The organism is Phytobacter sp. RSE-02, assembly GCF_040578655.1.
Lineage (GTDB): Bacteria > Pseudomonadota > Gammaproteobacteria > Enterobacterales > Enterobacteriaceae > Phytobacter > Phytobacter diazotrophicus.
This window is the reverse complement of the sequence record NZ_JBEULY010000006.1, coordinates 276,748-299,440: the sequence shown is the minus strand read 5'-3', so window position 1 is coordinate 299,440 and position 22,693 is coordinate 276,748. Positions and strand designations below refer to the sequence as shown.

The following is a 22,693-nucleotide window of genomic DNA, read 5'->3' as shown; positions in this document are numbered from 1 at the left end:
GAACGTAATGACATGGTATCTCTCGCATCCCAGGGCATAAGTGACTCCATAAACGGGTTCTTATGCCTCAGTTGTAAGTGTCTACCATGTCCCCGAACAAGCGTTCACTATGTCTCCGGACCGTACAAGGGAGAGGGCCAGGGTGAGGGGGAAAATGCGGCTCTGGTGGCCATTCCGTTCACCTTATGTTCCTTGCTTTTCTGTCGCGACAGAACCCGTGAACGTGCCAGGGTGGCTCACCGCCACCACCCTGGCGACCCGGGCTCCCGGCAAAGAAAATCGCCGCTTCGCGGTCCATTCGTCTTATGTCGTCTGACTTTCGGGTCGGGGACCAGCCTACATCCTTGTAGGCTATCCCCTCCGCCCGCTTCCCTGCGGGCGGCCCCGGTCAGCCGTCAACGCCTCATCGATTTTCAGCCGGACCCTGCCATCGCTGTAACGGTTTCGCTCTCATTACGCGGTGTTATCGCTGTAAAACGTCATATTACTGGGGATCCCTCAGCCCTGTGGGCGTGCTTGTAGCCCTGGTAAGCGCAGCGCCACCGGGGAAATCCCGGATGACGGTGCAAGCGCCTTAACCGGGCGACGACGCATACACCGCCACCTGCTCAAACGCTTCTCCCTCGCAGCGGTAAATCGCCTGGGTCGCGCCGGGCAGCACCCACTGCTGTTCGGTACCGGGCGGGCACTGCAGACGAATGCATAACCCGCAGCCGCCGCGCAGGGTGCGTGGGATATCCGCCACGCGAAACGACACGCCGGATGCCTGCAACAGTTTGCGGGTCTGCACGACGCCTACGGTGGAGTGAAATAAAAACAGGAACTCTTCCATCAACGTCCCCTCTGGCGCTGACCAATCAGCGCCGCGCCAATCGCCCCCGCGTATTGAGCATCGTCATGGGTATGCACCGTCATCTTCAGATGCTCACTCAGCATGGCACGGAAACGGGCGCAATGGCTGACGCCGCCGGTAAACAGCAGCGGTCCCTGAGTGGTGAGCCGCGAAATAAAATGGCTGCTGCGTCGTGCCATCGCATTGATCACACCCGCCAGAATGGCCTCGGGAGCAACGCCCGCTGAGCGCAGGCTGATCACTTCTGATTCGGCGAACACGGTGCACATGCTGGTCAGCGGATGCGGCGCGATGCCGTCGGTGAGCCCGTCCAGCGCCTCCACCGTGGTACCCAGAGTGCGTGAAATGACGTCCAGAAAGCGCCCTGTTCCGGCGGCGCATTTGTCGTTCATCAGAAAATCGGTGAGATTGCCCTGTTCATCAAGTTGGATAACCTTGCTGTCCTGACCGCCGATATCAATGACGGTGCGTGCCTCCGGCAACAGCAGGCGCGCGCCCAGCCCGTGACAGGAAATCTCTGTTACCTGCTTATCGGCAAAATCCACCAGTTGCCGCCCGTAGCCGGTAAGCGTAAGGAAGGGCTTTTCCTCCAGACCTGCCCGCAGTGTCTCCCAGGCGTCATGAATGCTGTCCGCCGGGCGAAACGACGTCGGGCAGAGGAAACGCCGGACAATGGCGTTCCCTTCCAGCAATATCCCTTTGGTGGTGGTTGAACCGGAATCAATACCTATCGTGAACGTCACCCTGACCCCTTAGAGCATCTCAATAAAGGCGGCGACGCGGGTGCTGAGCTGCCCGATATCGGCGGTGGAGTAATCCGTCTCAATCGCCATGTAGGGAATGTTGTGCTGCTGGCGCACGTGGCGTTTGATGGCGAGCGATTCCACCGCATAGGTGTGGCAGGCCTGCAAAATCACGTCCACTACGCCGTCGGCCTGGTACTCCTCGACCATCTGGCTCAGCAAACGCAGGCGTTCGGTATTAGGTGAAATGCAGGAGCAGCCAATCGCCAGATATTTATCGGTCAGCGCGTCGTAGACATCACCGTCCTCCGCCACATTGCGTTCGGTAGCTTTCGCCCCGGTGCAGTTCTCGTAGCCCACCACCCAACCGCCGTTCTCTTCAATGGCACGCACCACTTTTTCGGCCGCGCCGCCAATCGGGCAGCCGGTGATCAGAATGCGCGGACGGGATCCCAGCCGCTTGCCCTGTTCCCACTGCGCTTTCACGCGGGCGGTCATCTCATTGAGCTCGGTAATCAATGCGTTTTTATCGAAACGGAAGGTTGCGCCGTACACCACTTTCAGGATGTCTGCCCCGCTCAGCGCGGGCGGATTTAACTGCCCAAGACGGTAGAAATCTGCCGTTGCCTGACGTTCACGGTTTTTCAGTACGATGGCCTCGCGCAGGGCGGTTTCGCTGATCGGCTGGCCGAAGCGTTCCTCTATGTGCTGTTGCAGGCGCAGAATTTCCGATTTCCACAGCGCCCGGGAGGCGTCATCCGTCGCGCTGTTGGGCAGTTGCATTACGTGGACGGCTTTGAAATCTGCCATGTATTCGTACATTTTTTTCTTGCCATCGCAGGTGGTTTCGCCCACCACCAGGTCGGAAAAATAGAAGTACGGGCATTTGTCGGTTTTGCCGAAACCGTAACTGCTTTTAATCAGTGGGCAGAGATTACGCGGCAGATCTTTTTCCGCTTCTTCAATGGTTTCGTCGTTAGTGGAACACAATGAGACCACGACAGCTCCCGCGGCCATCGCGATTTCCTGCGGCATAAAAGTACAGTAGGTACCGACCAGCGGGATCCCCTGTTCTTTCAGTTCCATCACGGTGAGAAAACCTTTCTGGCGGGCGTCGGAGAATTGCTCAAATACTTCCGGAAGTTCTGTAATAAGAGACATGGTTTTTCCTTCCCCGTAACACGGGAGACAATGAAAAAAGAGGCGGTCTGCTGCCGCCGAAGGAAGAATTATAACCTTATTGAATATATGGAATTGTTGATCTGCCGCGAGATTAGCGGCATTGAGCGCTTTCGTACTGCTGTACCCGTCGCACCAGACGGTTGAGGCAGAGTATGGCAACGCCGCCTGTGACCAGCGCCAGCAGATGAAATGGAATGCGCCCGCCGCCGGAGAACCACAGCCAGCGTGCGCCCTCAATGGCGATCGCCACGGTGCTCAGCACCACGATATTGAGCGACGCCGACACAGTGCCTTTCGGTAAGTTATTCGTAAACAGCGTAAAACGAAAAAGGGTCGAGAAAATCAGACCGATACCAAAGCAATAGATACTGGTGCCGGTTACCGACCAGAACCAGAGGTGCGGAAAGAGCAGATTTCCGGCGAGCAATGTCACCAGCCCGATAAGCTGGATGGGCACGGTACGACGGATATAACGCGGATTGGTCGGATCTTCCACAAAGCGCATTACCACGATATTGGCAGCGATCAAGGCGCCAAAGACCGGGATCTGCGCCCAGGCGAATTCCGCAGTGGTCATGCCGCCTGCATCGATCAGAATCACCGGGGAGACGGCCACCCAGGACATGAGCGGAATGTAATAGAGCGCGAGCGTGGCGGCCCCGTTGAGGAACACGCGGTTGCGAAATACCGCGCAAAAGTCATGGACTACGCTCATTGCCCGTAGCGGCGTCTCCTGCCTTTTAACGGTTTCCGGCATCGCCAGCATCAGCCCAAGCCAGGCCACAAAACCGAGGACGGCGATCGCCGCGAAAATCACCTTCCAGTGGACAAAATGCATTAACGCAGCGCCGCCAAGGGGCCCAATCACCGGGGCCAGTAGTACCGCCGAGGTGATAAGCGACATCAGCTTAATGGCTTTGGTCGGTTCAAAGGCTTCCTGAACGGTGACGTACCCGACCGTGGAGATAAAACAGATGCTGGTTCCCTGAATAAAGCGCGCTGCCAGGAACTGTTCAAAGGTGGTAGTGAACAGCGTAGCGATACAGGCAAGGGTAAAGATAAGCGCCCCGGTCAGCAGCACCGGGCGGCGACCAATTCTGTCGGACAGAGGGCCTAACGCCCATTGCAGTGCCATGCCACCTGCCATATACAGGCTGACTGAGAGCGGTGCGAGGCTGACATCGCCATCAAAATCGTGCACCACCTGAATGATGCCCGGCTGGATCATGTCGGTGGTGAGGTAGGCGGCAAAATCGTACAGCACCAGCGCCATCGGGAAGATAAAGACCCCGGCGTAACGGGCGAAAAATGCGGGCTTCCATGACATAACAGTCTCCTTTTACGGTTTTTCTTACCGCGCTCTTCTATTGTGCGAGCAGACAATTTATATGTCGATGTTAATTTTGCCTATTTTTTAACCGGCGGGTAGCGAAAGCAGGGCGGGGATCTGCGAGAGCAGGTAAAGTACCAGGCCAATCGAGCCGCCGACCAGCGTGCCGTTGATGCGGATGAATTGCAGGTCTTTGCCAATATTCAGCTCGATCTGGTGCGACATATCGCGGGCATCCCAACTTTTCACCGTATCGCTGATATGGCGGGTGAGGAACGCGGCAAAATCCGGTGCGACGCTGTGAGCCGCCTGTTCCAGGTGTTCGTTAAGCGATGTACGTAGCGCGCCGTCCGCCAGCAGCGTTTCGCCAAACCACAGCCCGGCTTCGGTGATGCGCTGTTTAATGCGTGAATCGTCGGCCTGCATATCGGCTTTCATCCAGTCGCGCAGGTCACCCCACATCTCTCCCAGATAGCGGTTAAACGCGTCATCTTCTTTCAGGTAGCGTTTAATGTTATCGGCCCTGGCGGCCATCTCCGGGTCGGTTTTCAGATTGGCGATCAGTTTAAGTACGGCTTTATCGAAGGCCCGGCGGATCTGGTGCGCGCTATCGTGGGTGACATCATCCAGCAGCGTATTCACCGCGCGGGTAACCATTACGGCGCTTTGTTCACCCAGCCACTCGGTGGGCAAAATTTTGGCCTTACGCGGATGCTCCGTTTTCAGCCAGCGCACGACCTGGCTGGCGATAAAGTCCCGGCTGCTCTCTTTTTGCAGTAACAGGATCATCTGGCCGATCAGGGCATCCAGCAATACCTGGTGGCGCTGGTTCTTGGTCATGCTCTCCAGCATCAGCGCGCCGGTTTCTGTGAGATCGACTTTATCGATCGCCCGATGTACCGCGCGTTTAAGCAGGTTTTTGATGCGCGTGTCGTCTGCCAGCTCCAGAAATCCGCTCATGACCTGCATCAGGTGCTGGCCGACACGACGGGCGTTATCCGGCTGGCTGAACCAGACACCAATCATCTGCGCTGGCTGATGACGGTGAATGAGTGCCACCAGCGACTGGGTGTCGAGGAATTTTTCCTGCACGAACTGACCGAGGTTATCGCCAATGCGATCTTTATTGCGTGGGATAATGGCCGTGTGGCGAGCGATAAAAGGAATAGGGACACGGCGAAAGAGTGCCACCACGGCGAACCAGTCTGCCAGCGCGCCGACCATTGCCGCCTCGGCAATGGCCTTCACCCCGCTGACCCAGAAGTTGGGCGGCAGAAAAAGGGTAACGATGAAGATCGCAGCCGCGATCAACAGTAATGAGAGCGCCAGGCGTTTGGCTCGTTTGAGTTCTGTGATTTTGTTCATGGTTTAAGCATAGAGCAGAGAAGCAGTTTCGCTTGGTTTTCAAAGTGAAACGTGGTGGTGACGGTTCCCCTCATCCCGGCCCTCTTCCCAAAGAGGTGAAGGAGAAAAGCAGGGCGAAAACCAAATATTGCATCTTCGTTTGCCGGGGGTATGGTAGTCGCAGAAAAGATGGATAAAGGATGCTCTGACATGACGCTTACGATGATTGCCGCTGTGATTGCCGCCCTGCTGGGGGGCGCGTTTGGATGGCTTCTCACCCAACAGACATTTACCCGCAAAATGGCCGCGCTGGAGCATGACCATGAGCTGGCGGAGGACGAGCTGGCGGCAACCAAGAAACTGCTGCGTGAGCAGGAAGCCAAAACCGACGCGGCACGCGAGGAAAAGCATCAGCGGGATATCGACGTCAGCGCCATGCGCCAGCAAATTAGCGATCTGAAAGGGCGAGCGGATGAGCTCTTGCAGCGTCTGAACAGAACAGAAGCGCAACTGGAAGAAGAACGTCGTCTGTCGGGCCAGCTTGACCATGACTATACCGAGCTGAAAACCACGCTTGAGCAGCGCGAGCACCATTTCCGCGAACAGTTTGCCAGCCTGGAAGAGACCAAAAAATCCCTGTCGCGCGAGTTTGAAAATATCGCCAATAAGATTTTCGAAGAGAAGGGTAAAACCTTCACCACCACCAGCAAAAACAGCCTGGATGACATGCTTAAGCCGTTTCGCGAGCAAATTGAGGGCTTCCAGAAACGGATCAATGAAGTGCACGACGCCTCCATTCGTGGCAATGCCGATTTGAATGCGGAGATTAAAAAGGTGCTCGATGTCGGGCTAAAAATGAGTACCGAGGCGACCAATCTGACCTCGGCGCTGAAGGGCGACTCCCAACAACGTGGTGCCTGGGGTGAAGCGCAATTGCGCCGCACCCTGGAGATGAGCGGGCTGGTGGAAAAAGAGCACTTTGAGGTGCAGAGCGCTTTTACAGATGAAAACGGGCGCAGGAAACAGACGGACTACCTGATCCGCTTGCCGGACAATAAGCACATCATTATCGACAGTAAAGTGTCGCTGAATGCCTATGATCGCGCCTGTTCGGCCGAAACGCCACAAGCGCAGCAGCACGCGATGGATGAGCACATCATGGCGGTACGCCGCCACATCGATGATCTGGCGTCGAAGGATTACACCAACCTGGCGGGTATTCGAAGCCCGAGCTTTGTACTGATGTTTATGCCCATCGAAGCGGCCTATATTGAGGCACTCAAAACGAATAAAGGGTTGTTTGAATACGGCTACCGCAAAGGGATTGTGCTGGTCTCCCATACCACGCTGATTCCGATTCTGCGTACCGTCTCTAATCTGTGGATGATTGAACGCAGCAACAGCGAAGCGCGGGAAATCAGTGAACGTGCCGGGGAAATCTTCAATACCGTCTGCCTGGTGGCAGAGCGCTTAAGCAAGCTTGGCGGCACACTGACCACCGCCAGCAACCAGTACAACGCCACCGTGACCTCGTTGGTGGGTAGTCAGGGGCTGTATGGCAGAGTGGAGCGCTTTGGCAAACTCTCCGAGAAGGTCAACAAGGAGCTACCGAAGCTTGAGATTTCCCACCGTGATTTCGAGCACGAACGGATGGCGATGATCGTCGAAGCGATACAGGAGCCCACCGCTGTAGAGGGAGACGCAGCCGTACTACCCGAAACGCCTTCGCAAGCGGTTAACGAGGGCTAAGGAATGGGTGTTTTCAGATTTCCATCCGTGTTTTTTGTGGCTACAATGTGGCTACAAAATGAATGGGGGGATATATGGATTCTGTTATCCGATCGCGTATCGACAAAGAGTTGAAAGAACGAGCGGCTACCGTGCTGGAAGAGTGTGGACTGAGTTGGAGTGTGGCTATCCGCTTGTTTGCTGAGCAAATCGTAAAACATGAAGGGCTACCTTTTGAAGTAACCCGTAAACCAACTGCCCGTCTGCGAGTAGCAATGAACGAAGCAGATGAAATTATTACGCACCGGCATGGACGCTTTGAGAGTGCAGAGCAGCTTATGGACAGCCTGAATCATGGTAAAAAGCAAACGGACTAACTTGCCATTCCGATCTGATTACACCCGTTCTTTTATCAAAGCCTGGGAACGCTATAACAAAGCCGGGCGGCGGGATATGAACGAAACTGCCGCCATCATGGCTATGGTTCTTTCCGGTAACCCGCTTCCTGCGCAATACAACGACCATGCACTGACCGGGAATATGCAAGGTTTCAGGGAGCTGCATATCGGTGGGGATTATTTGCTGGTCTATAAGCTTGAGTCCGAAAAGCACTTGATCGTGTTCACTGATTTGGGGACGCATGCCGAACTGTTCGAATAACAAACAACCTGAAACTACCTTAAACGTCAGCCATCATCCGACATATGATGTTCCCTCGATTGACCCTGGGTGAAAAGAAATCATGAGCGCTATTTCTGCTAATTTGTCCCGCTTTCGCGACGCTATCGTCACTTTTTCCGGTCGTAAAACGCCCGGTGAGTTACCCGCGGAATTTTTGCTGGCGCAGGAGGGAAATCTCGCGCAGTACTACATCCCTTTTGATGCGGTAAATACCCGTGCGCTGGTGGTACTGGTAGGGATAACACCAGGATATGTACAGTGGTATAACGCGGTGACGACAGCGCAGAAAGTGCTGCGTGAGGGCGGCGATGACGCGCTGGCGTTACGTGAGGCGAAAAAACACGGGGCCTTTAGCGGGCCGCTGCGAAATAACCTGGTCAAATTGCTGGATGGTATTGGCCTGGCACAGATGCTCTCGCTGGATTCCACGGCGCAGCTTTTTACCGACCATACCGGGCTGGTGCATTGCACGTCGCTGTATACCCAGCCGCTGTTTGTTAAAGGCGTCAATTACAACGGCACGCCGCATTTTTCCCGCTCCGCGTTATTGAGAGCGTCAATTGATGAAGGGTTTGCCCAGGAAGCGGCGACGCTGAAAAAAGCGGTATTTATTCCGCTGGGGCCGGTGGCGACTGAAGGGGTAAACCTGCTGGCAAGTCGGGGCGTGCTGGACGAGGCGCGGATATTGTCGGGATTGCCGCATCCGTCCGGGGCCAATATGGAGCGGATTAGCTATTTTCTGGGGCTTAAAGCGCGCGACACGCTGTCGAGTCGCACCAATGCGGACCTGCTGGATCAGGCAAAAGCCAGTTTACTGGCGAAGGTCGGTAAACTGGCTTTTGTGTAGTACGACGTCAGGCTTTCAACCCGGCAAAGGCGTCGCGGATTTCCTGTTCCGGCAGTTGAATGCCGATAAAGACCAGCGTGCTGTGCGGCGGCTCGTCGCCCCACGGGCGGTCCCAGTCGGCGTTATAAAGCCGCTGTACACCCTGGAACAGCAGGCGGTTGGGCTCGCCATCAATCCACAACATGCCCTTATAGCGCAATAACTTGTCGGCAAACGACAGCAGCAGGTTTTCCATTACCCGGGAAACGTCGCTGATATCGACCGGATAATCCAGCTCCACCACAATCGATGAGACGTCGTTCTGCTTGTCCGCGATAAAGTGGAAGCGTGGGCTTGAGGTGATGTTCTCTTCCAGCATAAAGCCGTTGGTGTTAAACAACTGGCCGAGATTGATATCGCCATGGGTGACGGTATAAATCGGCGCGCGGGCGTTGATGCGGCCCAGACGTTCGCGCAGCTTTTCGCTTTCACCGGCGACATCGGTTTTGGTCAGCAGAATACGGTCAGCATAGCCCACCTGCGACTGGGCGATGGTGAACTGATCCATCTGCTCATCCGCATGGACGGCATCCACCAGCGCGATCACGCCATCCAGCAGGTAACGCTGACAGAGGATCTCATGGGAAAAGAAGGTCTGGACAATCGGACCGGGATCGGCCATACCGGTGCACTCGATCACCAGGCGATCAAAGGTGACGTCACCGCGATCAAGGCTATCGAGTAAATCCAGCAGCGCGTCTTCCAGCTCGCTGGATCGCGTACAGCAAATACAGCCGTTGGTGAGCGTTTTGATCTGCGTGGCGCGGTCGCCAATCAGTTGATCGTCAACCGAGACTTCACCGAATTCATTTTCGATAACGGCGATTTTGAAGCCGTGCTGCTCGTTGAGGATATGACGCAGCAGGGTGGTTTTGCCGGCGCCAAGAAAACCGGTTAACAGGGTGACAGCGATCGGTGTCATGTTCTCTCCTTTAGCAGCAGCGCACGCCACCTTCTCCACTTCCGCCGTAGCGCGCTTCCTGACGTTCGCGGAAAAACTCAGTGTACGTCATCCAGGGTTTATCCGGATGATTGGTTTTCATATGTTCGACGTAGTTGTCGTAATCCGGGATGCCAATCAGCATTTTTGCCGCCTGGCCGAGGTATTTTTTGGCCTGACCTAAGTTACCAAACATAACGCATCCTGATAAGAAAAAGCCCGGTGGCGCTACGCTTTACCGGGCCTACAGAACCTTGTAGGGCGGGTAAGCGCAGCGCCACCCGCCGTTTTTTTAGTGATGTGAAGAGGTCTTCACGCCGCCTTCCGGTACCGGAACATACGGGGTTTCTTTGTCGGTACGCACGGTGTTGTTACGCACGTTCAACCAGGTTTTGATACCGTAGAAGATGATGCTGTACACGACCACCAGGAACAGAATACTCAGACCTGCGTTGGTGTAGTTATTCACCACGATATGGTTCATGTTGGCAATCTGCTGTGCGGTCAGCTCAGAGCCACCGGCAGCAATCTTCTCTTTGTACTGGTTAGCCATGTACAGGAAGCCTTCCAGTTGCGGGTTGGCGCTGAACAGTTTCAGACCCAGCGCCCAGGTGGTGCACAGCAGCAGCCACAGAGCAGGAACCACGGTGACCCAGATGTATTTGGTGCGCTGCATTTTCACCAGCACCACCGTACCCAGCATCAGCGCGACAGCCGCCAGCATCTGGTTAGAGATACCGAACAGCGGCCACAGACTTTTCACGCCGCCCAGCGGGTCAACCACACCCTGATACAGCAGGTAGCCCCACAGCCCAACGCAACCTGCGGTACCGATAATACCGGCGACCAGTGAGTCGGTTTTCTTGAGGAATGGCACGAAGTTACCCAGCAGATCCTGCAGCATAAAGCGGCCAGCACGGGTACCGGCGTCCAGCGCAGTCAGGATGAACAGTGCTTCAAACAGGATACCGAAGTGGTACCAGAAGCCCATGTCCGCCATCGGCATGATTTTGTGGAACACGTGGGCGATACCCACAGCCAGCGTCGGTGCGCCGCCTGCGCGGTTCAGTACGGATGGTTCGCCGATATCTTTTGCCGTTTGCAGAATCTGCTCAGGGGAGATAACAAAGCCCCATGAGCTTACCGTTGCCGCCGCGTGCGCGGTGACATCTTTCAACTGCGCCAGAATCATCGGTGCGTTGTCGCCGCCCAGCTCATGCAGGTTCGGCATTGTGATGCCAAGGCCAGCAGGCGGGGTGTTCATTGCAAAGTAGAGACCCGGTTCAATGATGGATGCCGCAACCAGCGCCATCACCGCAACGAAGGACTCCATCAGCATGGCGCCGTAACCGATAAAACGCGCGTCGGTTTCATTCGCCAGCAGTTTCGGCGTGGTACCGGAAGCGATCAGCGCATGGAAGCCAGAGACCGCGCCACAGGCGATGGTGATAAACAGGAACGGGAACAGCGCACCTTTCCACAGCGGGCCGGTACCGTCGATGTACTGCGTGACCGCAGGCATTTTCAGTTCCGGGTTGAGGATAACAATACCCAGCGCCAGACCCACGATAACGCCGATTTTCAGGAAAGTTGCCAGATAGTCACGCGGTGCGAGGATCAGCCATACCGGCAGCAGCGCAGAGATGAAGGCATAACCAATCAGCGCGAAGGTGATGGTGGTGTCTTTGAAGGTCAGAGCCGGGCCCCAGTACGGGTCGTGGGCGATGATGCCGCCGAAGTAGATGGAGGCCACCAGCAGCACGATACCAATGACCGACACTTCACCCACGCGGCCTGGGCGCAGGAATCGCATGTAGATACCCATAAACAGGGCAATCGGTACAGTGGAGCAAACGGTGAACACGCCCCACGGGCTTTCTGCCAGGGCTTTTACCACGATCAGCGCCAGCACGGCGAGGATGATGATCATGATTAAGAAGCAGCCAAACAGGGCGATAGTCCCTGGCACGCGGCCCATCTCTTCTTTCACCATCTCACCCAGAGAGGCGCCGTTACGGCGTGAAGAGATAAACAGCACCATAAAGTCTTGCACCGCACCTGCCAGCACAACGCCTGCCAGCAGCCACAGGGTACCCGGCAGGTAGCCCATTTGCGCTGCCAGCACCGGGCCGACCAGCGGACCAGCGCCTGCGATAGCGGCAAAGTGGTGACCAAACAGGACGTAACGGTTGGTGGGTACGTAGTTCAGGCCGTCATTATTAATAACAGCCGGGGTAGAACGTGTCGGATCGAGCTTCATCACCTTTTGCGCGATGTACAAGCTGTAGTAGCGATACGCCACGAGGTACACAGAAACGGAAGCGACCACGATCCACAGCGCACTGACGTGCTCACCGCGTCGTAAAGCAATGACGGATAAGCAGAAGGCGCCGAGGATGCCGAGGAGCACCCAGGGTATATGTTTGAATAGCTTTTTAGTATCCATGTCAGACCTGATTATCAAGAAAAATGAAATCGGAGTTGATGTGTTAAAAGACGGCCTTGCTGGTGACGATCATGGCAAATTACAAGCGTAAAAAGGGCGCGATCTGATTGAGTGGTATGAATAGCGGGGTAAGCGGTCAGCTAAGCGGATAAGCGGTTTTATACGGCGCTAAGCGGCTGAAAATATGTGATAAGGATCACTCACTATGCGATCCGCTAACAGGTCGCCAGAAAAAGCCCTGGCACATATGTTGCGAAAATGTTAAATTGGAAAGCGCGTTTCAGCATGATTTCCTTTAAAGTTTTCTCTGGTCAGGCCGAAAAACTGATACCTGGCTAATGGAAGATAGAAAACATGTTGAATCGTATGAAACTTGTCACCAGTTTACTTTTTGTACTGGGACTTTTTGGTCTTTTGCAGCTCACATCTGGCGGCTTATTCTTTAACGCACTTAAGCACGACAAAGAAAACTTCACTGTGTTGCAGACTATTCGTCAGCAACAATCCACGCTCAACGCCAGTTGGGTGGCGCTTTTGCAGACGCGTAACACGCTCAACCGCGCCGGGATCCGTTACATGATGGATCAGAACCAGATTGGTAGTGGTGCAACGGTGAACGATCTGATGCAGATCGCCAGCAGCTCGTTAAAGCAGGCGGAAACGCACTGGAAAGAGTATCAAGCTTTACCTCGCGATCCGCGCCAGAACGAGGCTGCGGCAGCGGAAATCAATCGTACTTATGATATTTACCACAATGCGCTGGCTGAGCTGATTCAGTTGCTGGGTGCAGGCAAAATCAATGAGTTCTTTGATCAGCCGACCCAGGGCTATCAGGACGCCTTTGAGAAGCCGTACCTTGACTACTTGCAGCAAAACGACCGTCTGTATGCTATCGCGGTCGAAGAGAGTAACGGCTCTTACTCCACTGCCGTATGGATAATTATTAGTGTCCTGTTGGTCGTACTGGTAGTGATTGTCGCCGTATGGCTGGGTATTAAGCGTGGTGTTATCGGTCCGATGAATCATCTGATTGAAAACATCCGCCATATTGCCGGTGGCGATCTGGAACAGAGCATCAATGTGCACGGTAGCAACGAAATGGGCCAACTGGCCTCCAGCCTTCGTCACATGCAGGCTGAGCTGGTGCGTACCGTAGGCGATGTCCGTAACGGTGCCGATGCCATTTACAGCGGCGCAAGCGAAATCTCTGCAGGTAACAACGATCTCTCTTCCCGTACTGAACAGCAGGCTGCTTCGCTGGAAGAGACTGCCGCCAGTATGGAAGAGCTGACCGCAACGGTGAAACAGAACGCCGAAAACGCCCGTCAGGCCAGTCATCTGGCGAAAAGCGCATCCGATACCGCGCAGAAAGGCGGTAAAGTGGTGGATAACGTTGTGCAGACAATGCGTGACATTACCGCCAGTTCGCAGAAAATTGCCGATATTATCAGCGTGATCGATGGTATCGCCTTCCAGACCAACATTCTGGCGCTGAACGCTGCGGTAGAAGCCGCACGTGCTGGCGAGCAGGGGCGTGGCTTTGCGGTGGTAGCAGGGGAAGTCCGCAACCTGGCCCAGCGCAGTGCGCAGGCGGCGCGTGAAATCAAAAGTCTGATTGAAGACTCTGTCGGTCGTGTTGAGCTGGGTTCTACGCTGGTGGAAAGCGCCGGTGAAACGATGGACGAGATTGTCAGTGCGGTAACCCGCGTCACCGACATCATGGGCGAAATCGCCTCTGCCTCCGATGAGCAGAGCCGTGGTATCGATCAGGTGGGTCTGGCTGTAGCAGAAATGGACCGCGTGACCCAGCAGAACGCCTCACTGGTAGAAGAATCTGCCGCTGCGGCTGCCGCGCTGGAAGAACAGGCCAGCCGTCTGACGCAGGCGGTTGCCGTGTTCCGTACCCGTCGCGTGTCCCGCGAAGCACCGGTTGCGGCATCCACGCTGAAAACCCCATCTGCAAGCCCAATGCCGCGTAAAGCGGCGGTCGGCGACGAAAACTGGGAAACCTTCTGATAAACCTCGCGCCCTGCTGACGCGGGGCGCACTTAATCTTTTTTCATCGTGCTATCCTTGGTTTTTCCGCCCGGAGGAGCACTATGAACCTGACCGCCGTTTCTGCCCTTCACTACAGTAGCGAGCAGCTTTCCGCTTTTTTAGGCGAGTGCTTTGAAGGCTACCGCATTCCCATCTCTCTTACTCCTGAGCGCTTTGCTCTGCGTTTCGGCGCAGAAGATATCAGTCTGACCGACTCTTGTGTCTGGTGGGAAGGCGAAAAGCTTGTGGCCATTGCCCTTATCACCCGGCGTACCGAATCCGCGCGGCTGGCCGCCTTTGCCCTGCGCCCGGCATACAGGGGGAATGGGGTAAGTAAGCGGCTGTTGGTGCCCTTAATTGACAGGTTGAAGGCAAAGGGCGTTCAGCAGATATGGCTGGAGGTGCTTGCAGACAACCAGGCGGGGATCGGTCTGTATCGGTCAGTGGGTTTTGAGCAACAGCGGGTGCTGCGGGGCTATCAGGGCAATACGTTTACCGCTATCCCAGAGAACCTGTTGCGGGAGTGCAATCCTCTTGAGCTGCTCTGGCGCTCCGTGGCTGAGGTAAAGAACACGCTACCCTGGCAGCTTGATCCTCTTTGCGTCATTACCCTTCCTTGCCGGGCTTTTGAGTATCGTAAGCATGCGTATGCGGTCATTTCAACGCTGATGGATGCTCCGCAACTGCGCTTTCTTTATGTCGAGCCGGAGTACCGCCACAAAGGCTTTGCCCGTGAGATGCTGATCACCCTCAATCATCACTTCCCTGGGTTAACGACCAGTGTGGCGGTGCCGGAATCCTTCACCCCGCTGTTTTCCTCAGCGGGGTATTCCACGATGAACATCAGTCAAATTGAAATGCGGGCGATGTTGTGATCGCCCGTTTGTTCGTTAGTTTTGCTTCGGATCGCTGATCGGTTGGCGAACCAGCACCACATAAGCAATGGCGCCGAGGACTGTCACGCAGCCGCAGATAATCAGCGCCAGACGGAATGACTGGGTCGTATCGACGATAAACCCGGTGACAATCGGTGCAAATGAGGCGCAGATAAAGCTCGCGAAGTTCTGGATACTGCCTACTGAGGCGGTCATTCTTGATGCCACTGCGACGTGGATCAATCCCCAGCATGATGTGCCCGCAAAGTGGATGCAGAACAGCGCCATGCCAATCAGCAAGACGGCGGCCATGGAGGTTGTGGCCTCCGGTACGACGAAAGTAAAAGCGGCGGAGCAGAGCATCCCGGTGATGATACTGATTTTGCGGCTTTTGATCGGCGCCATGCCGCGCTTTACCAGCCAGTCGGTGACATAACCGTTGGTCAGCATCCCGGCGGCGCCAAACAGGAAGGGGATCGCGGCCATCATGCCGGTACTTTTCAAATCGAGATTGTAAGAGGTTTGCAAATAGCCAGGCAGCCAGGCAAGGTAGAGCCAGGCGGTGTAGTTGATACCGCTAAAGCCAAGCATCATGCCCCACATGGTTCGGTTACGAAACAGGCTGCGCCATTCTGCGAAGCTCAGCGGATCGCGACGAGCATTGACGCTACCGGCATTCAGATAGGCCTGTTCAACCCCGGTTAGCTGCAAATCTTCGCGGTTGCGATAGAGCATGTACCAGCCAATAGCGAGGAAAATCCCCAGCACACCGATGACGATGAACATGCCGCGCCAGCCGATCATTAGCATCATGGCGGCAAGAATGGGCGGGCTAATGGCGACGCCAATGGTCGATGCGGCGTTAAAGAAGCCCATCGGGCGGCCACGCTCTTTAATGTTGAACCAGTCGTTGATCACTTTGACGCCGCACGGATTCATTGGCGCTTCACCCAGTCCCATGCCGATACGTACCAGTACGAATTGAGTAAAACTGTGCACCATGCCGGAAAGCGCCTGGAACAGCGACCAGAAAAACATGCCTAAGCCGAGCATGATACGCGGACCTTTGCGGTCAAGCAGGGGGCCACACGGGAGCTGTCCGATACCATAAGCCAGTGAAAAGACGGAGAGCAGGGCGCCAATTTCGGTTGCGCTTAGCCCTAACTCCTGGCGAATGGTTAAATTCGCGACCGATAATGAGCTTCTGTCGAGATAATTGATAACCGCAGCAAAAAATAATAAAAGCATCGCTGTGGTTTGAATCCGCTTAATTCGGGCGCTACGTTTTAATAAGCCATCTGGCGGAACAGGAATATCCGCTTCGGTTGTTTTATCAAACGTTGTCCGTGGGTCGAGGGTAATATCGTTTTTTTCCACGCCTGACTCCAAAATGTTACTTATCTCTCTTCGCGCTTTATCAGTGAAGGAGAAAATATCAATCCCGATGCCAGATTAATAAATCTGACACCACTCACTTACATCCATTTAATTCAGTCGACTTAATCAAAGGATAGGAGCGGTGTTATTTTTAGTTCTTTGCCTTTTAGCAGAAGCGTGCTCCCGATTGAAATTTGCTGTTTTTAATTGGTACTTAATAGTGAGCGGCAAGGGATTGCTGAATAGAACGGATCATGGATTCTTTAGCGGTATGCAGATGGTTGCGCAACGCACATGTGGCATCAAGATCGCTGCGGCAAAGCAGGGCGCTGAGGATGGTCATATGTTCATCAATGGCGATGATATTGCGCTGCTTCAGGTCACTTTCATCCCACTGATAATGAAAATGGAAGATAACGGATATGATTTCAAGTGATTGATTAAAAAAGATGTTATCAGCAGCGGAAAGCAATAATGCGTGAAAATCCCGATCCAGTTGCGAAAACATGCGAAAGCTATCGCCGATACTATCGCGCAGCATACGGTGGCGTTCGAGCAGCGTTTTGGCACTCAGCCAGCGCGGGTCATCTGCGGGCAGATTCAGGAAATGCTGCAGGGCATGGGTTTCCAACATTTCCCGTAGTTCAAAAAGCTGTTCGGCGTAGCGCTGGTCGAACTGTTTCATGCTCCACTGGCCGCGTTTTTCATTCTCAATGAGATTATAACGGCCAAATTTGAGCAAATATTCCCGTACCACCACCGGGCTGACACCTGCCGCACGCGCCAGTTGTAGCTCGGAAAAAGATTCGCCTGCGCGCAGCTGGCGCTGGTTAATCATGGTGAAGAATGCTTGCTCAAAGAGACGATTCTGCTCGGCCAGCGGCGCGCTGATGCAGTTGAAGCCATCTTCCTGTGTCGGTTTACGGATAATGCACCAGGCGCCTTCGGACTTGACCAGAACCCCGCATTCACACAGATGCGACAGCAGGTGCCGTACGGTTGTGCGGCTGATGTTATACATTTCTGCCAGCGCGTTTTGCGTGGGCAGCGGGGATGGAATATGACCACGCGCCATATCATCAATCACCTGGTTAATTACGTTATGGCGTAAGTTTTGCGAACGGCTCATCGTGTCTCCTGTTTTTTATTATTAAAAACCTATTTAAAACATTTTTATGGGCTGAGTTTCACAATTCAGCATGCCGGTTTCGTTTTGTTTCTCCTTTTCCCTGATATCTGGAGCAACAAGAAATACGGGAGAATGAATAATGACCACAATGAATACCCTGGTATGCCAGGAACCTAAAGTAATGATTTGGAAAAAACGTGAAATTCCAATGCCTGGCGATAATGAAGCGTTAATAAAAATAAAAACAGTAGGGATATGTGGAACGGATATTCATGCCTGGGCGGGTAATCAGCCCTTTTTTAGTTATCCACGTGTTTTAGGCCACGAAATATGTGGCGAGATTGTTGGTCTGGGGAAAAATATAAACCATTTGCGTAATGGTCAGCAGGTTGCGGTTATTCCTTACGTTGCCTGTCGTAAATGCCCGGCCTGCCGTAGTGGGCGCACCAACTGCTGTGAGAACATCTCGGTGATCGGTGTGCATCAGGATGGCGGCTTTAGCGAGTTCCTGAGCGTCCCGGCGGCAAACCTGCTGGTGGCCGAGGGCATCGACCCGGAAGCCGCCGCATTGATTGAACCTTATGCGATCAGTGCCCATGCGGTGCGCCGTGCCGCGATCCAGCCAGGGGAACAGGTGCTGGTTGTGGGGGCGGGGCCAATCGGGCTGGGGGCGGCGGCTATTGCCAACGCCGATGGCGCGCAGGTGCTGGTTGCCGACACCAGCGCGGCCCGCCGTGCACATGTCGAAAAACATCTGGATCTGGTGACCCTCGATCCTTCCTCGGCAGATTTTGATGCCCTTTTGCGTGCCGCCTTTGGTGGTTCGCTAGCGCAAAAAGTCATTGATGCAACGGGTAATCAGCAAGCGATGAATAACACGGTGAACCTGATTCGCCACGGCGGCAGCATCACCTTTGTGGGGCTATTTAAAGGGGATTTGCAGTTTTCCGATCCGGAATTCCACAAAAAAGAGACCACCATGATGGGCAGCCGTAACGCGACGGAGGAGGATTTTGCCAAAGTCGGGCGTTTGATGGCGGAAGGCAAGATCACCGCACAAATGATGCTGACACACCGCTATGCGTTTCACGCACTGGCAGAAATCTACGAACAACAGGTGATTAACAACCGCGAATTGATCAAAGGGGTTATTCATTTCTGAGTGCCTTTCGGCACTCAGGTGTTGTGGCTTGAGGCAGAGGTTGTCGCGGGGTATTCATCCGCCAGCGGAGGATAGGTTGCAAAGACAGGCAGCAATAACGATTGCTATTCAGCGCCCAGGGTATTTCGGGCGCATTTTTTTATCCTGCGGATTCAATAACTTTGATTTCCACCATCCCGATACCGAGTTTACGTGGAGAGTGGCCGAGGATATTCCCCTCATTGGTCGACTCGGGTTCCGGCGGCACAATTACCAGCGTATTGCTGCGTGTCGGGTTGTTGAAACGCAACGTGGTGGTGGAAACATCGTTGCCCAGCATCAGCGTTTGTTCCTCATCGCCTACTCTTACCGGAATAGGGCGGTTGGCGTTTGCACCATAGGCTTTTGCGGTGATCACCAGGTCAAAGGATGCTGGCAGCGGGTCATTAAATTCAATTTCGACTTCGTTGCCGAGCTGCGCATTCGACCAGCGTCCCCAGCTTTCCGGGCGAGAAATACCGCTGAATTTTTTCACTTCCTCAGGCGCGCCTGCGACGTTGAAGACAAAGCTATCGGCTTTGTAGCGGATGTCGTCATCGACAATTTTGAGCATATCCACATTTTGCTTGTAACGGTCGGTGCTGATAACGGTGTCTTTGAAAGCGGTTTTGCCTTTCCACTGATCTTTGTCGACCGCCTGGACTTTCTGTTCACCGCCAAGCTGCCCTTGTGATACACACCAGTCGGTGGAAAGCACCAGCTCCGGCGCCCACAGGTGGGCCATCTTGTAGCATTGATCAACCCAGACAAAGTTATCGCGTGGGGCGAAATCGGCGAGCTGGAAACGCAGCGGCGCAGAGTATTCGCTTTCCGGGATAGGTTCGATGCGTTTTGATGACACACGTACCAGTAGTGGAAGGCGGAAATTACTGCCGGAGAAGGCGATCATCTTTTTATCACGATCGATATTGAAGTCTTTCATCTGTTTCGGGAAATTCCACAGACGAATGATATCGGGCTTCCAGGCGACGATTTTCTCTTTCATATTCAGGAACTCGCCGGAAAGCGACTGCCCGGACAGGCTGCTGCGCCCAAGGCCGAGGTAGTTATCGCCACCGAGAATGTCCAGCACCGTAGCGCCGTTATCCATGGTGCTGCGTTTCACGGCCAGCGTGTCCTGCTGTGGCTCATCGCCACGCAGAACGAAAAACAGGTTCTTACGATCCTCTTTGTTCAGGTATTTCCAGGCTGTGTTATTCATGGCCAGATGATCGGAAGAGACCACAATGACCGTATCTTTAAACCAGGGCGAGGCTTTGATTTTGTTAATTAGCGCGGCAATATGCTGTTGGCTACAGGTTACGGCGCTAAACGACTGATTTGGTTTACCGTCATAGCTGTAGCTTTTACGACTACAGGTTCGGGAGATAAAACCGTCCGGGTGGTGGGTATCGACAGTTAACGCAAACAATGAGAAACGTTGCCCGGAACGGGATAGCGCCTCATACTTTTTCCACACTTCATCCAGCACGGTGTCGTCGTAAAAACCCCAGTCATTGCGGTATTTAGGATCACTTACTTCGCCTTTTAACTCTTCTGCGCCGATCAAATGGTCAAAGCCATGTGATTTAAGAAACACATCTTTACCGGCAAAGCGCAGGTTTGCGCCCTGAACAAAATAGTTCTGGTAGCCGGAGTTTTTCAGGATATCGCCAAGGCAGGTGTTCTGCGGGAAAAAGCTGGAAACGGACGCAGATGCGTTACCTTCAAACGGCGCAAACAGGGGGATACCGCACTGAGAGGCGACCATTCCGGCAATGGTGTAATCCGTACCGGGCAGTTGTTCCGTTTGCGAGAAATCCAGACCTTCTTCTTTTAATGCGCCCAGCTCAGGCGCCAGGCCGGGAAACGCCTCATCATCGAAATAGGTGCGTTCCAGACTCTCGCCGTAGATATAGACCAGGTTCAGCTTTGGATTGGGGATCTTTTTCGCCGGTTCGCGATAATATTCTGCGAAATCAGGATCGCCTTCACGGGACTGCGATTTTACGAGCTCAGTAATCTGATGAAATGCCGGGCTGGCGTCCACGGAGCCGAGCGCCATCAGCAGTGCCAGCAGGCTGTAACCGAAGTGATAGGGGCGGTGGCGACGACGGCGTAGTATCCAGGCCAGCGCGCCAAAAACCGCCGCCAGGGCGAGAACCAGAACTGCACCGGGCAGCAGATATTTGCGCACCCCCGCGCCCGTGAGGCTATTGGTCAGCGTGTAGATAACCGCATCATTGATCCCATCGCCTGTGAAGTAGTTACTGGCGTAGAGGGTGATGTTTAGCAGGACAAAGAAACCCAGCACCAGCAATATTGCAGTGAACCACCAGGTATTACGGCCCGCTTTAGAGGCGTAAATCGCCACGGACGCGAGAAATAGAACAATAGAAAGTAACTCGGACAACCGTCATTCCTCTACGACACCAGCATCCTGCTGGCATAAATCCTTTGGGGATACAATTTAATTGCGATGTAACATAGCTGCAATTGTAGTGTCATCTTTATACAGATTTATTCGGAATTGGTTTAGAAAGATTTAAGTATGACCGCTGTCGCTTTCTGTATGGAGAGGGAAAGTACGCAGGTAAAAGACAGGCGCCGCGTCTGGGCCCGTGGGGCGGCAAACGCGACGTTTTTTAACTCAGGAGAGGAAATTTACGCCCTGTTTCAGGACAATGTCACAGGCTTTGGTTTTCACTTTCTCCGCCAGCGGCGTGCTGCCAATATTGTTCAGATTGAGCTGCTCGCCGTTTTTAGTGTTTAACATTCCCTGCAGGCCTTCGAGATAGTTAGTGTCTTTCTGCTGTTCTGTCTGGGAACTCAGGCCAAGTTTATCCAGCACCTGATTTTTAATGTTATCCGTGTTAGTCAGTGAGGCGAGCTTATGTTTGGCACAGTAAGACATTACGCCTGCTGCATTATTCATGGTGCTTGAGCTGAGTGACTGATTGCCACCGTTGAGCAGGCCCGTCAATGAAGACAGGGACATACCACCTTGTTGCTGACCGCCAGAACCGCTCTGCTGGCTAAGCTGGCTGGCTGCGCTGGAAAGACTGTCCTGCCAGGAAGAGGCATAACTGGCGTGAGTGAAAAACGCGCCGCCGGCGAAGGCGACGCAGAGAAGGTGTTTAGCAAAGGACATGGCGTAATCCTGGGGTGGCCTGAAAGCGCACATTATACACCTGCCCGCGTCCGGATTAAGGAGTGGAAAACTCTCAATACTCTTTGCCGGTGACGCGGCTACGGTAGCTGTCCCAGTTAAAGATGACCCACAAACTGTTGCCCAGGCGCATCCTGTCCATGACACGCTCGCCCAATAGCTTGTTCATCTCTTCCAGATTGCTGTTGGTGAGCATACCTGTCGGGCGTTTTGAGGAAGATCGACGATCGACAATCTGATTAATGATCACTTTTTCGTAGCGTGATTCGGTTTGCATGCCGATCTCATCGATAACCAGCAGATCCACGCTGCTCAGATCGTTGAGCAGTTGTTCTTCGCTGTTATCGCGGTTACCAAATGTCTCTTTCATGGCGGACATGATGTCAGCGACCGTGATAATCAACACGGATTTGCCGTGCAGTAGCAGTTCATTGCAGATAGCGGCTGCGAGGTGGTTTTTACCGGTACCCGGTTTGCCGGAGAAGATAAAGCTGGCAATATTTCCATCGAACTCAGCCACATACTGCCGCGCCTGGCTCAGTGCGCGCATCTGGCCTTCGCATTCCACTTTGTAATTATCGAAAGAACAGTTCTGGTGAAGCGGACGGATACCTGAGCGATTAAACGTGCGCTGCATTTTCATCGCCCGATTTTCGCGGGCAATCGCGGCGGCGCGGATCTTACCCTGTTCCTTCTGCCAGGCCATAAGTTCCTCACCGTTTTTAAACGCGGGCTGAGTATTGGCAGGCATCATCCGTTGCAGACGTTTCATCAGTTCAGCGACGTTTTTCAT

20 protein-coding genes are annotated in these 22,693 nt (G+C 54.1%); 7 read left to right on the top strand and 13 right to left on the bottom strand.

Annotated features, from left to right (window positions below):
* Nucleotides 1–574 precede the first annotated feature (574 nt).
* The 5 genes from ABU190_RS15585 to ABU190_RS15565 form a co-directional block, all read right to left on the bottom strand.
* Complete coding sequence (locus ABU190_RS15585) at nt 575–832, bottom strand: DUF3343 domain-containing protein (protein ID WP_107223750.1); 258 nt, start codon at nt 830–832, stop codon at nt 575–577.
* A complete protein-coding gene (gene yjiL, locus ABU190_RS15580) occupies nt 832–1,596 on the bottom strand; it encodes a putative 2-hydroxyacyl-CoA dehydratase activator YjiL (protein ID WP_354691770.1) in 765 nt (254 codons plus the stop codon). The genes ABU190_RS15585 and yjiL overlap by 1 nt, the downstream gene beginning before the upstream one ends.
* Nucleotides 1,597–1,605: 9 nt before the next feature.
* On the bottom strand, nt 1,606–2,757 hold the full coding sequence (locus ABU190_RS15575; RefSeq protein ID WP_354691769.1) for a double-cubane-cluster-containing anaerobic reductase: 1,152 nt from the start codon (nt 2,755–2,757) through the stop codon (nt 1,606–1,608).
* A 112-nt stretch (nt 2,758–2,869) separates the two neighbouring features.
* Nucleotides 2,870–4,105 carry an MFS transporter gene (locus tag ABU190_RS15570; protein ID WP_354691768.1) on the bottom strand — a complete coding sequence of 412 codons (1,236 nt, stop codon included), beginning with the start codon at nt 4,103–4,105 and terminating at the stop codon, nt 2,870–2,872.
* 87 nt (nt 4,106–4,192) lie between these two features.
* Nucleotides 4,193–5,473 (bottom strand): DUF445 domain-containing protein, encoded by a 1,281-nt coding sequence (locus tag ABU190_RS15565; protein WP_354691767.1) that lies wholly within the window; start codon nt 5,471–5,473, stop codon nt 4,193–4,195.
* A 189-nt stretch (nt 5,474–5,662) separates the two neighbouring features.
* Here ABU190_RS15565 and rmuC point away from each other — a divergent pair, with 189 nt between their 5' ends.
* The 4 genes from rmuC (at nt 5,663) to ABU190_RS15545 (ending at nt 8,708) form a co-directional block, all read left to right on the top strand.
* The gene (rmuC, locus tag ABU190_RS15560; RefSeq protein ID WP_354691766.1) at nt 5,663–7,201 is read left to right on the top strand and encodes a DNA recombination protein RmuC; all 1,539 of its coding nucleotides are present in this window, start codon (nt 5,663–5,665) and stop codon (nt 7,199–7,201) included.
* 74 nt (nt 7,202–7,275) lie between these two features.
* Complete coding sequence (locus tag ABU190_RS15555) at nt 7,276–7,557, top strand: type II toxin-antitoxin system RelB/DinJ family antitoxin (protein WP_052249220.1); 282 nt, start codon at nt 7,276–7,278, stop codon at nt 7,555–7,557.
* Nucleotide 7,558: 1 nt separating this feature from the next.
* Nucleotides 7,559–7,840, top strand: coding sequence for a type II toxin-antitoxin system YafQ family toxin (locus ABU190_RS15550; protein WP_223878739.1), 282 nt, complete (start codon nt 7,559–7,561; stop codon nt 7,838–7,840).
* Between the two features lie 82 nt (nt 7,841–7,922).
* Nucleotides 7,923–8,708, top strand: a complete 786-nt coding sequence (locus ABU190_RS15545; RefSeq protein ID WP_354691765.1) for a hypothetical protein — start codon at nt 7,923–7,925, stop codon at nt 8,706–8,708.
* 7 nt (nt 8,709–8,715) lie between these two features.
* Here the strand turns inward: ABU190_RS15545 and yjiA are convergent, their stop codons facing one another.
* The 3 genes from yjiA to ABU190_RS15530 all read right to left on the bottom strand — a co-directional run bounded on the left by yjiA (nt 8,716) and on the right by ABU190_RS15530 (nt 12,133).
* A complete protein-coding gene (yjiA, locus tag ABU190_RS15540) occupies nt 8,716–9,669 on the bottom strand; it encodes a GTPase (protein ID WP_354691764.1) in 954 nt (317 codons plus the stop codon).
* A 10-nt stretch (nt 9,670–9,679) separates the two neighbouring features.
* Nucleotides 9,680–9,883 carry a YbdD/YjiX family protein gene (locus ABU190_RS15535; RefSeq protein ID WP_039078221.1) on the bottom strand — a complete coding sequence of 68 codons (204 nt, stop codon included), beginning with the start codon at nt 9,881–9,883 and terminating at the stop codon, nt 9,680–9,682.
* 96 nt (nt 9,884–9,979) lie between these two features.
* The gene (locus ABU190_RS15530) at nt 9,980–12,133 is read right to left on the bottom strand and encodes a carbon starvation CstA family protein (protein WP_039078222.1); all 2,154 of its coding nucleotides are present in this window, start codon (nt 12,131–12,133) and stop codon (nt 9,980–9,982) included.
* 354 nt (nt 12,134–12,487) lie between these two features.
* On the opposite strand from ABU190_RS15530, the gene tsr reads away from it, so the two are divergent.
* Nucleotides 12,488–14,149: a methyl-accepting chemotaxis protein gene (tsr, locus tag ABU190_RS15525; protein ID WP_271848726.1), complete on the top strand. Its 1,662-nt coding sequence runs from the start codon at nt 12,488–12,490 to the stop codon at nt 14,147–14,149.
* An 83-nt stretch (nt 14,150–14,232) separates the two neighbouring features.
* The gene (locus tag ABU190_RS15520) at nt 14,233–15,045 is read left to right on the top strand and encodes a GNAT family N-acetyltransferase (RefSeq protein WP_354691763.1); all 813 of its coding nucleotides are present in this window, start codon (nt 14,233–14,235) and stop codon (nt 15,043–15,045) included.
* A 15-nt stretch (nt 15,046–15,060) separates the two neighbouring features.
* Here the strand turns inward: ABU190_RS15520 and ABU190_RS15515 are convergent, their stop codons facing one another.
* Together ABU190_RS15515 and ABU190_RS15510 are read right to left on the bottom strand one after the other, a co-directional pair.
* Nucleotides 15,061–16,422, bottom strand: a complete 1,362-nt coding sequence (locus ABU190_RS15515) for an MFS transporter (protein WP_039078226.1) — start codon at nt 16,420–16,422, stop codon at nt 15,061–15,063.
* 214 nt (nt 16,423–16,636) lie between these two features.
* The gene (locus ABU190_RS15510) at nt 16,637–17,551 is read right to left on the bottom strand and encodes an FCD domain-containing protein (RefSeq protein WP_354691762.1); all 915 of its coding nucleotides are present in this window, start codon (nt 17,549–17,551) and stop codon (nt 16,637–16,639) included.
* Nucleotides 17,552–17,690: 139 nt separating this feature from the next.
* Between ABU190_RS15510 and ABU190_RS15505 the strand changes: the two genes are divergently transcribed.
* Nucleotides 17,691–18,713 (top strand): zinc-binding alcohol dehydrogenase family protein, encoded by a 1,023-nt coding sequence (locus ABU190_RS15505; protein WP_354691761.1) that lies wholly within the window; start codon nt 17,691–17,693, stop codon nt 18,711–18,713.
* 139 nt (nt 18,714–18,852) lie between these two features.
* Here ABU190_RS15505 and opgB read toward each other — a convergent pair whose 3' ends face one another.
* From opgB to dnaC, 3 genes are all read right to left on the bottom strand, one after another.
* Nucleotides 18,853–21,144 carry a phosphatidylglycerol--membrane-oligosaccharide glycerophosphotransferase gene (gene opgB, locus ABU190_RS15500; RefSeq protein WP_354691760.1) on the bottom strand — a complete coding sequence of 764 codons (2,292 nt, stop codon included), beginning with the start codon at nt 21,142–21,144 and terminating at the stop codon, nt 18,853–18,855.
* Nucleotides 21,145–21,381: 237 nt separating this feature from the next.
* Entirely contained in the window at nt 21,382–21,882 is a 501-nt protein-coding gene (locus tag ABU190_RS15495; RefSeq protein WP_165159275.1) for a DUF2501 domain-containing protein, read from the bottom strand.
* Between the two features lie 73 nt (nt 21,883–21,955).
* Complete coding sequence (gene dnaC / locus ABU190_RS15490; RefSeq protein ID WP_047371948.1) at nt 21,956–22,693, bottom strand: DNA replication protein DnaC; 738 nt, start codon at nt 22,691–22,693, stop codon at nt 21,956–21,958.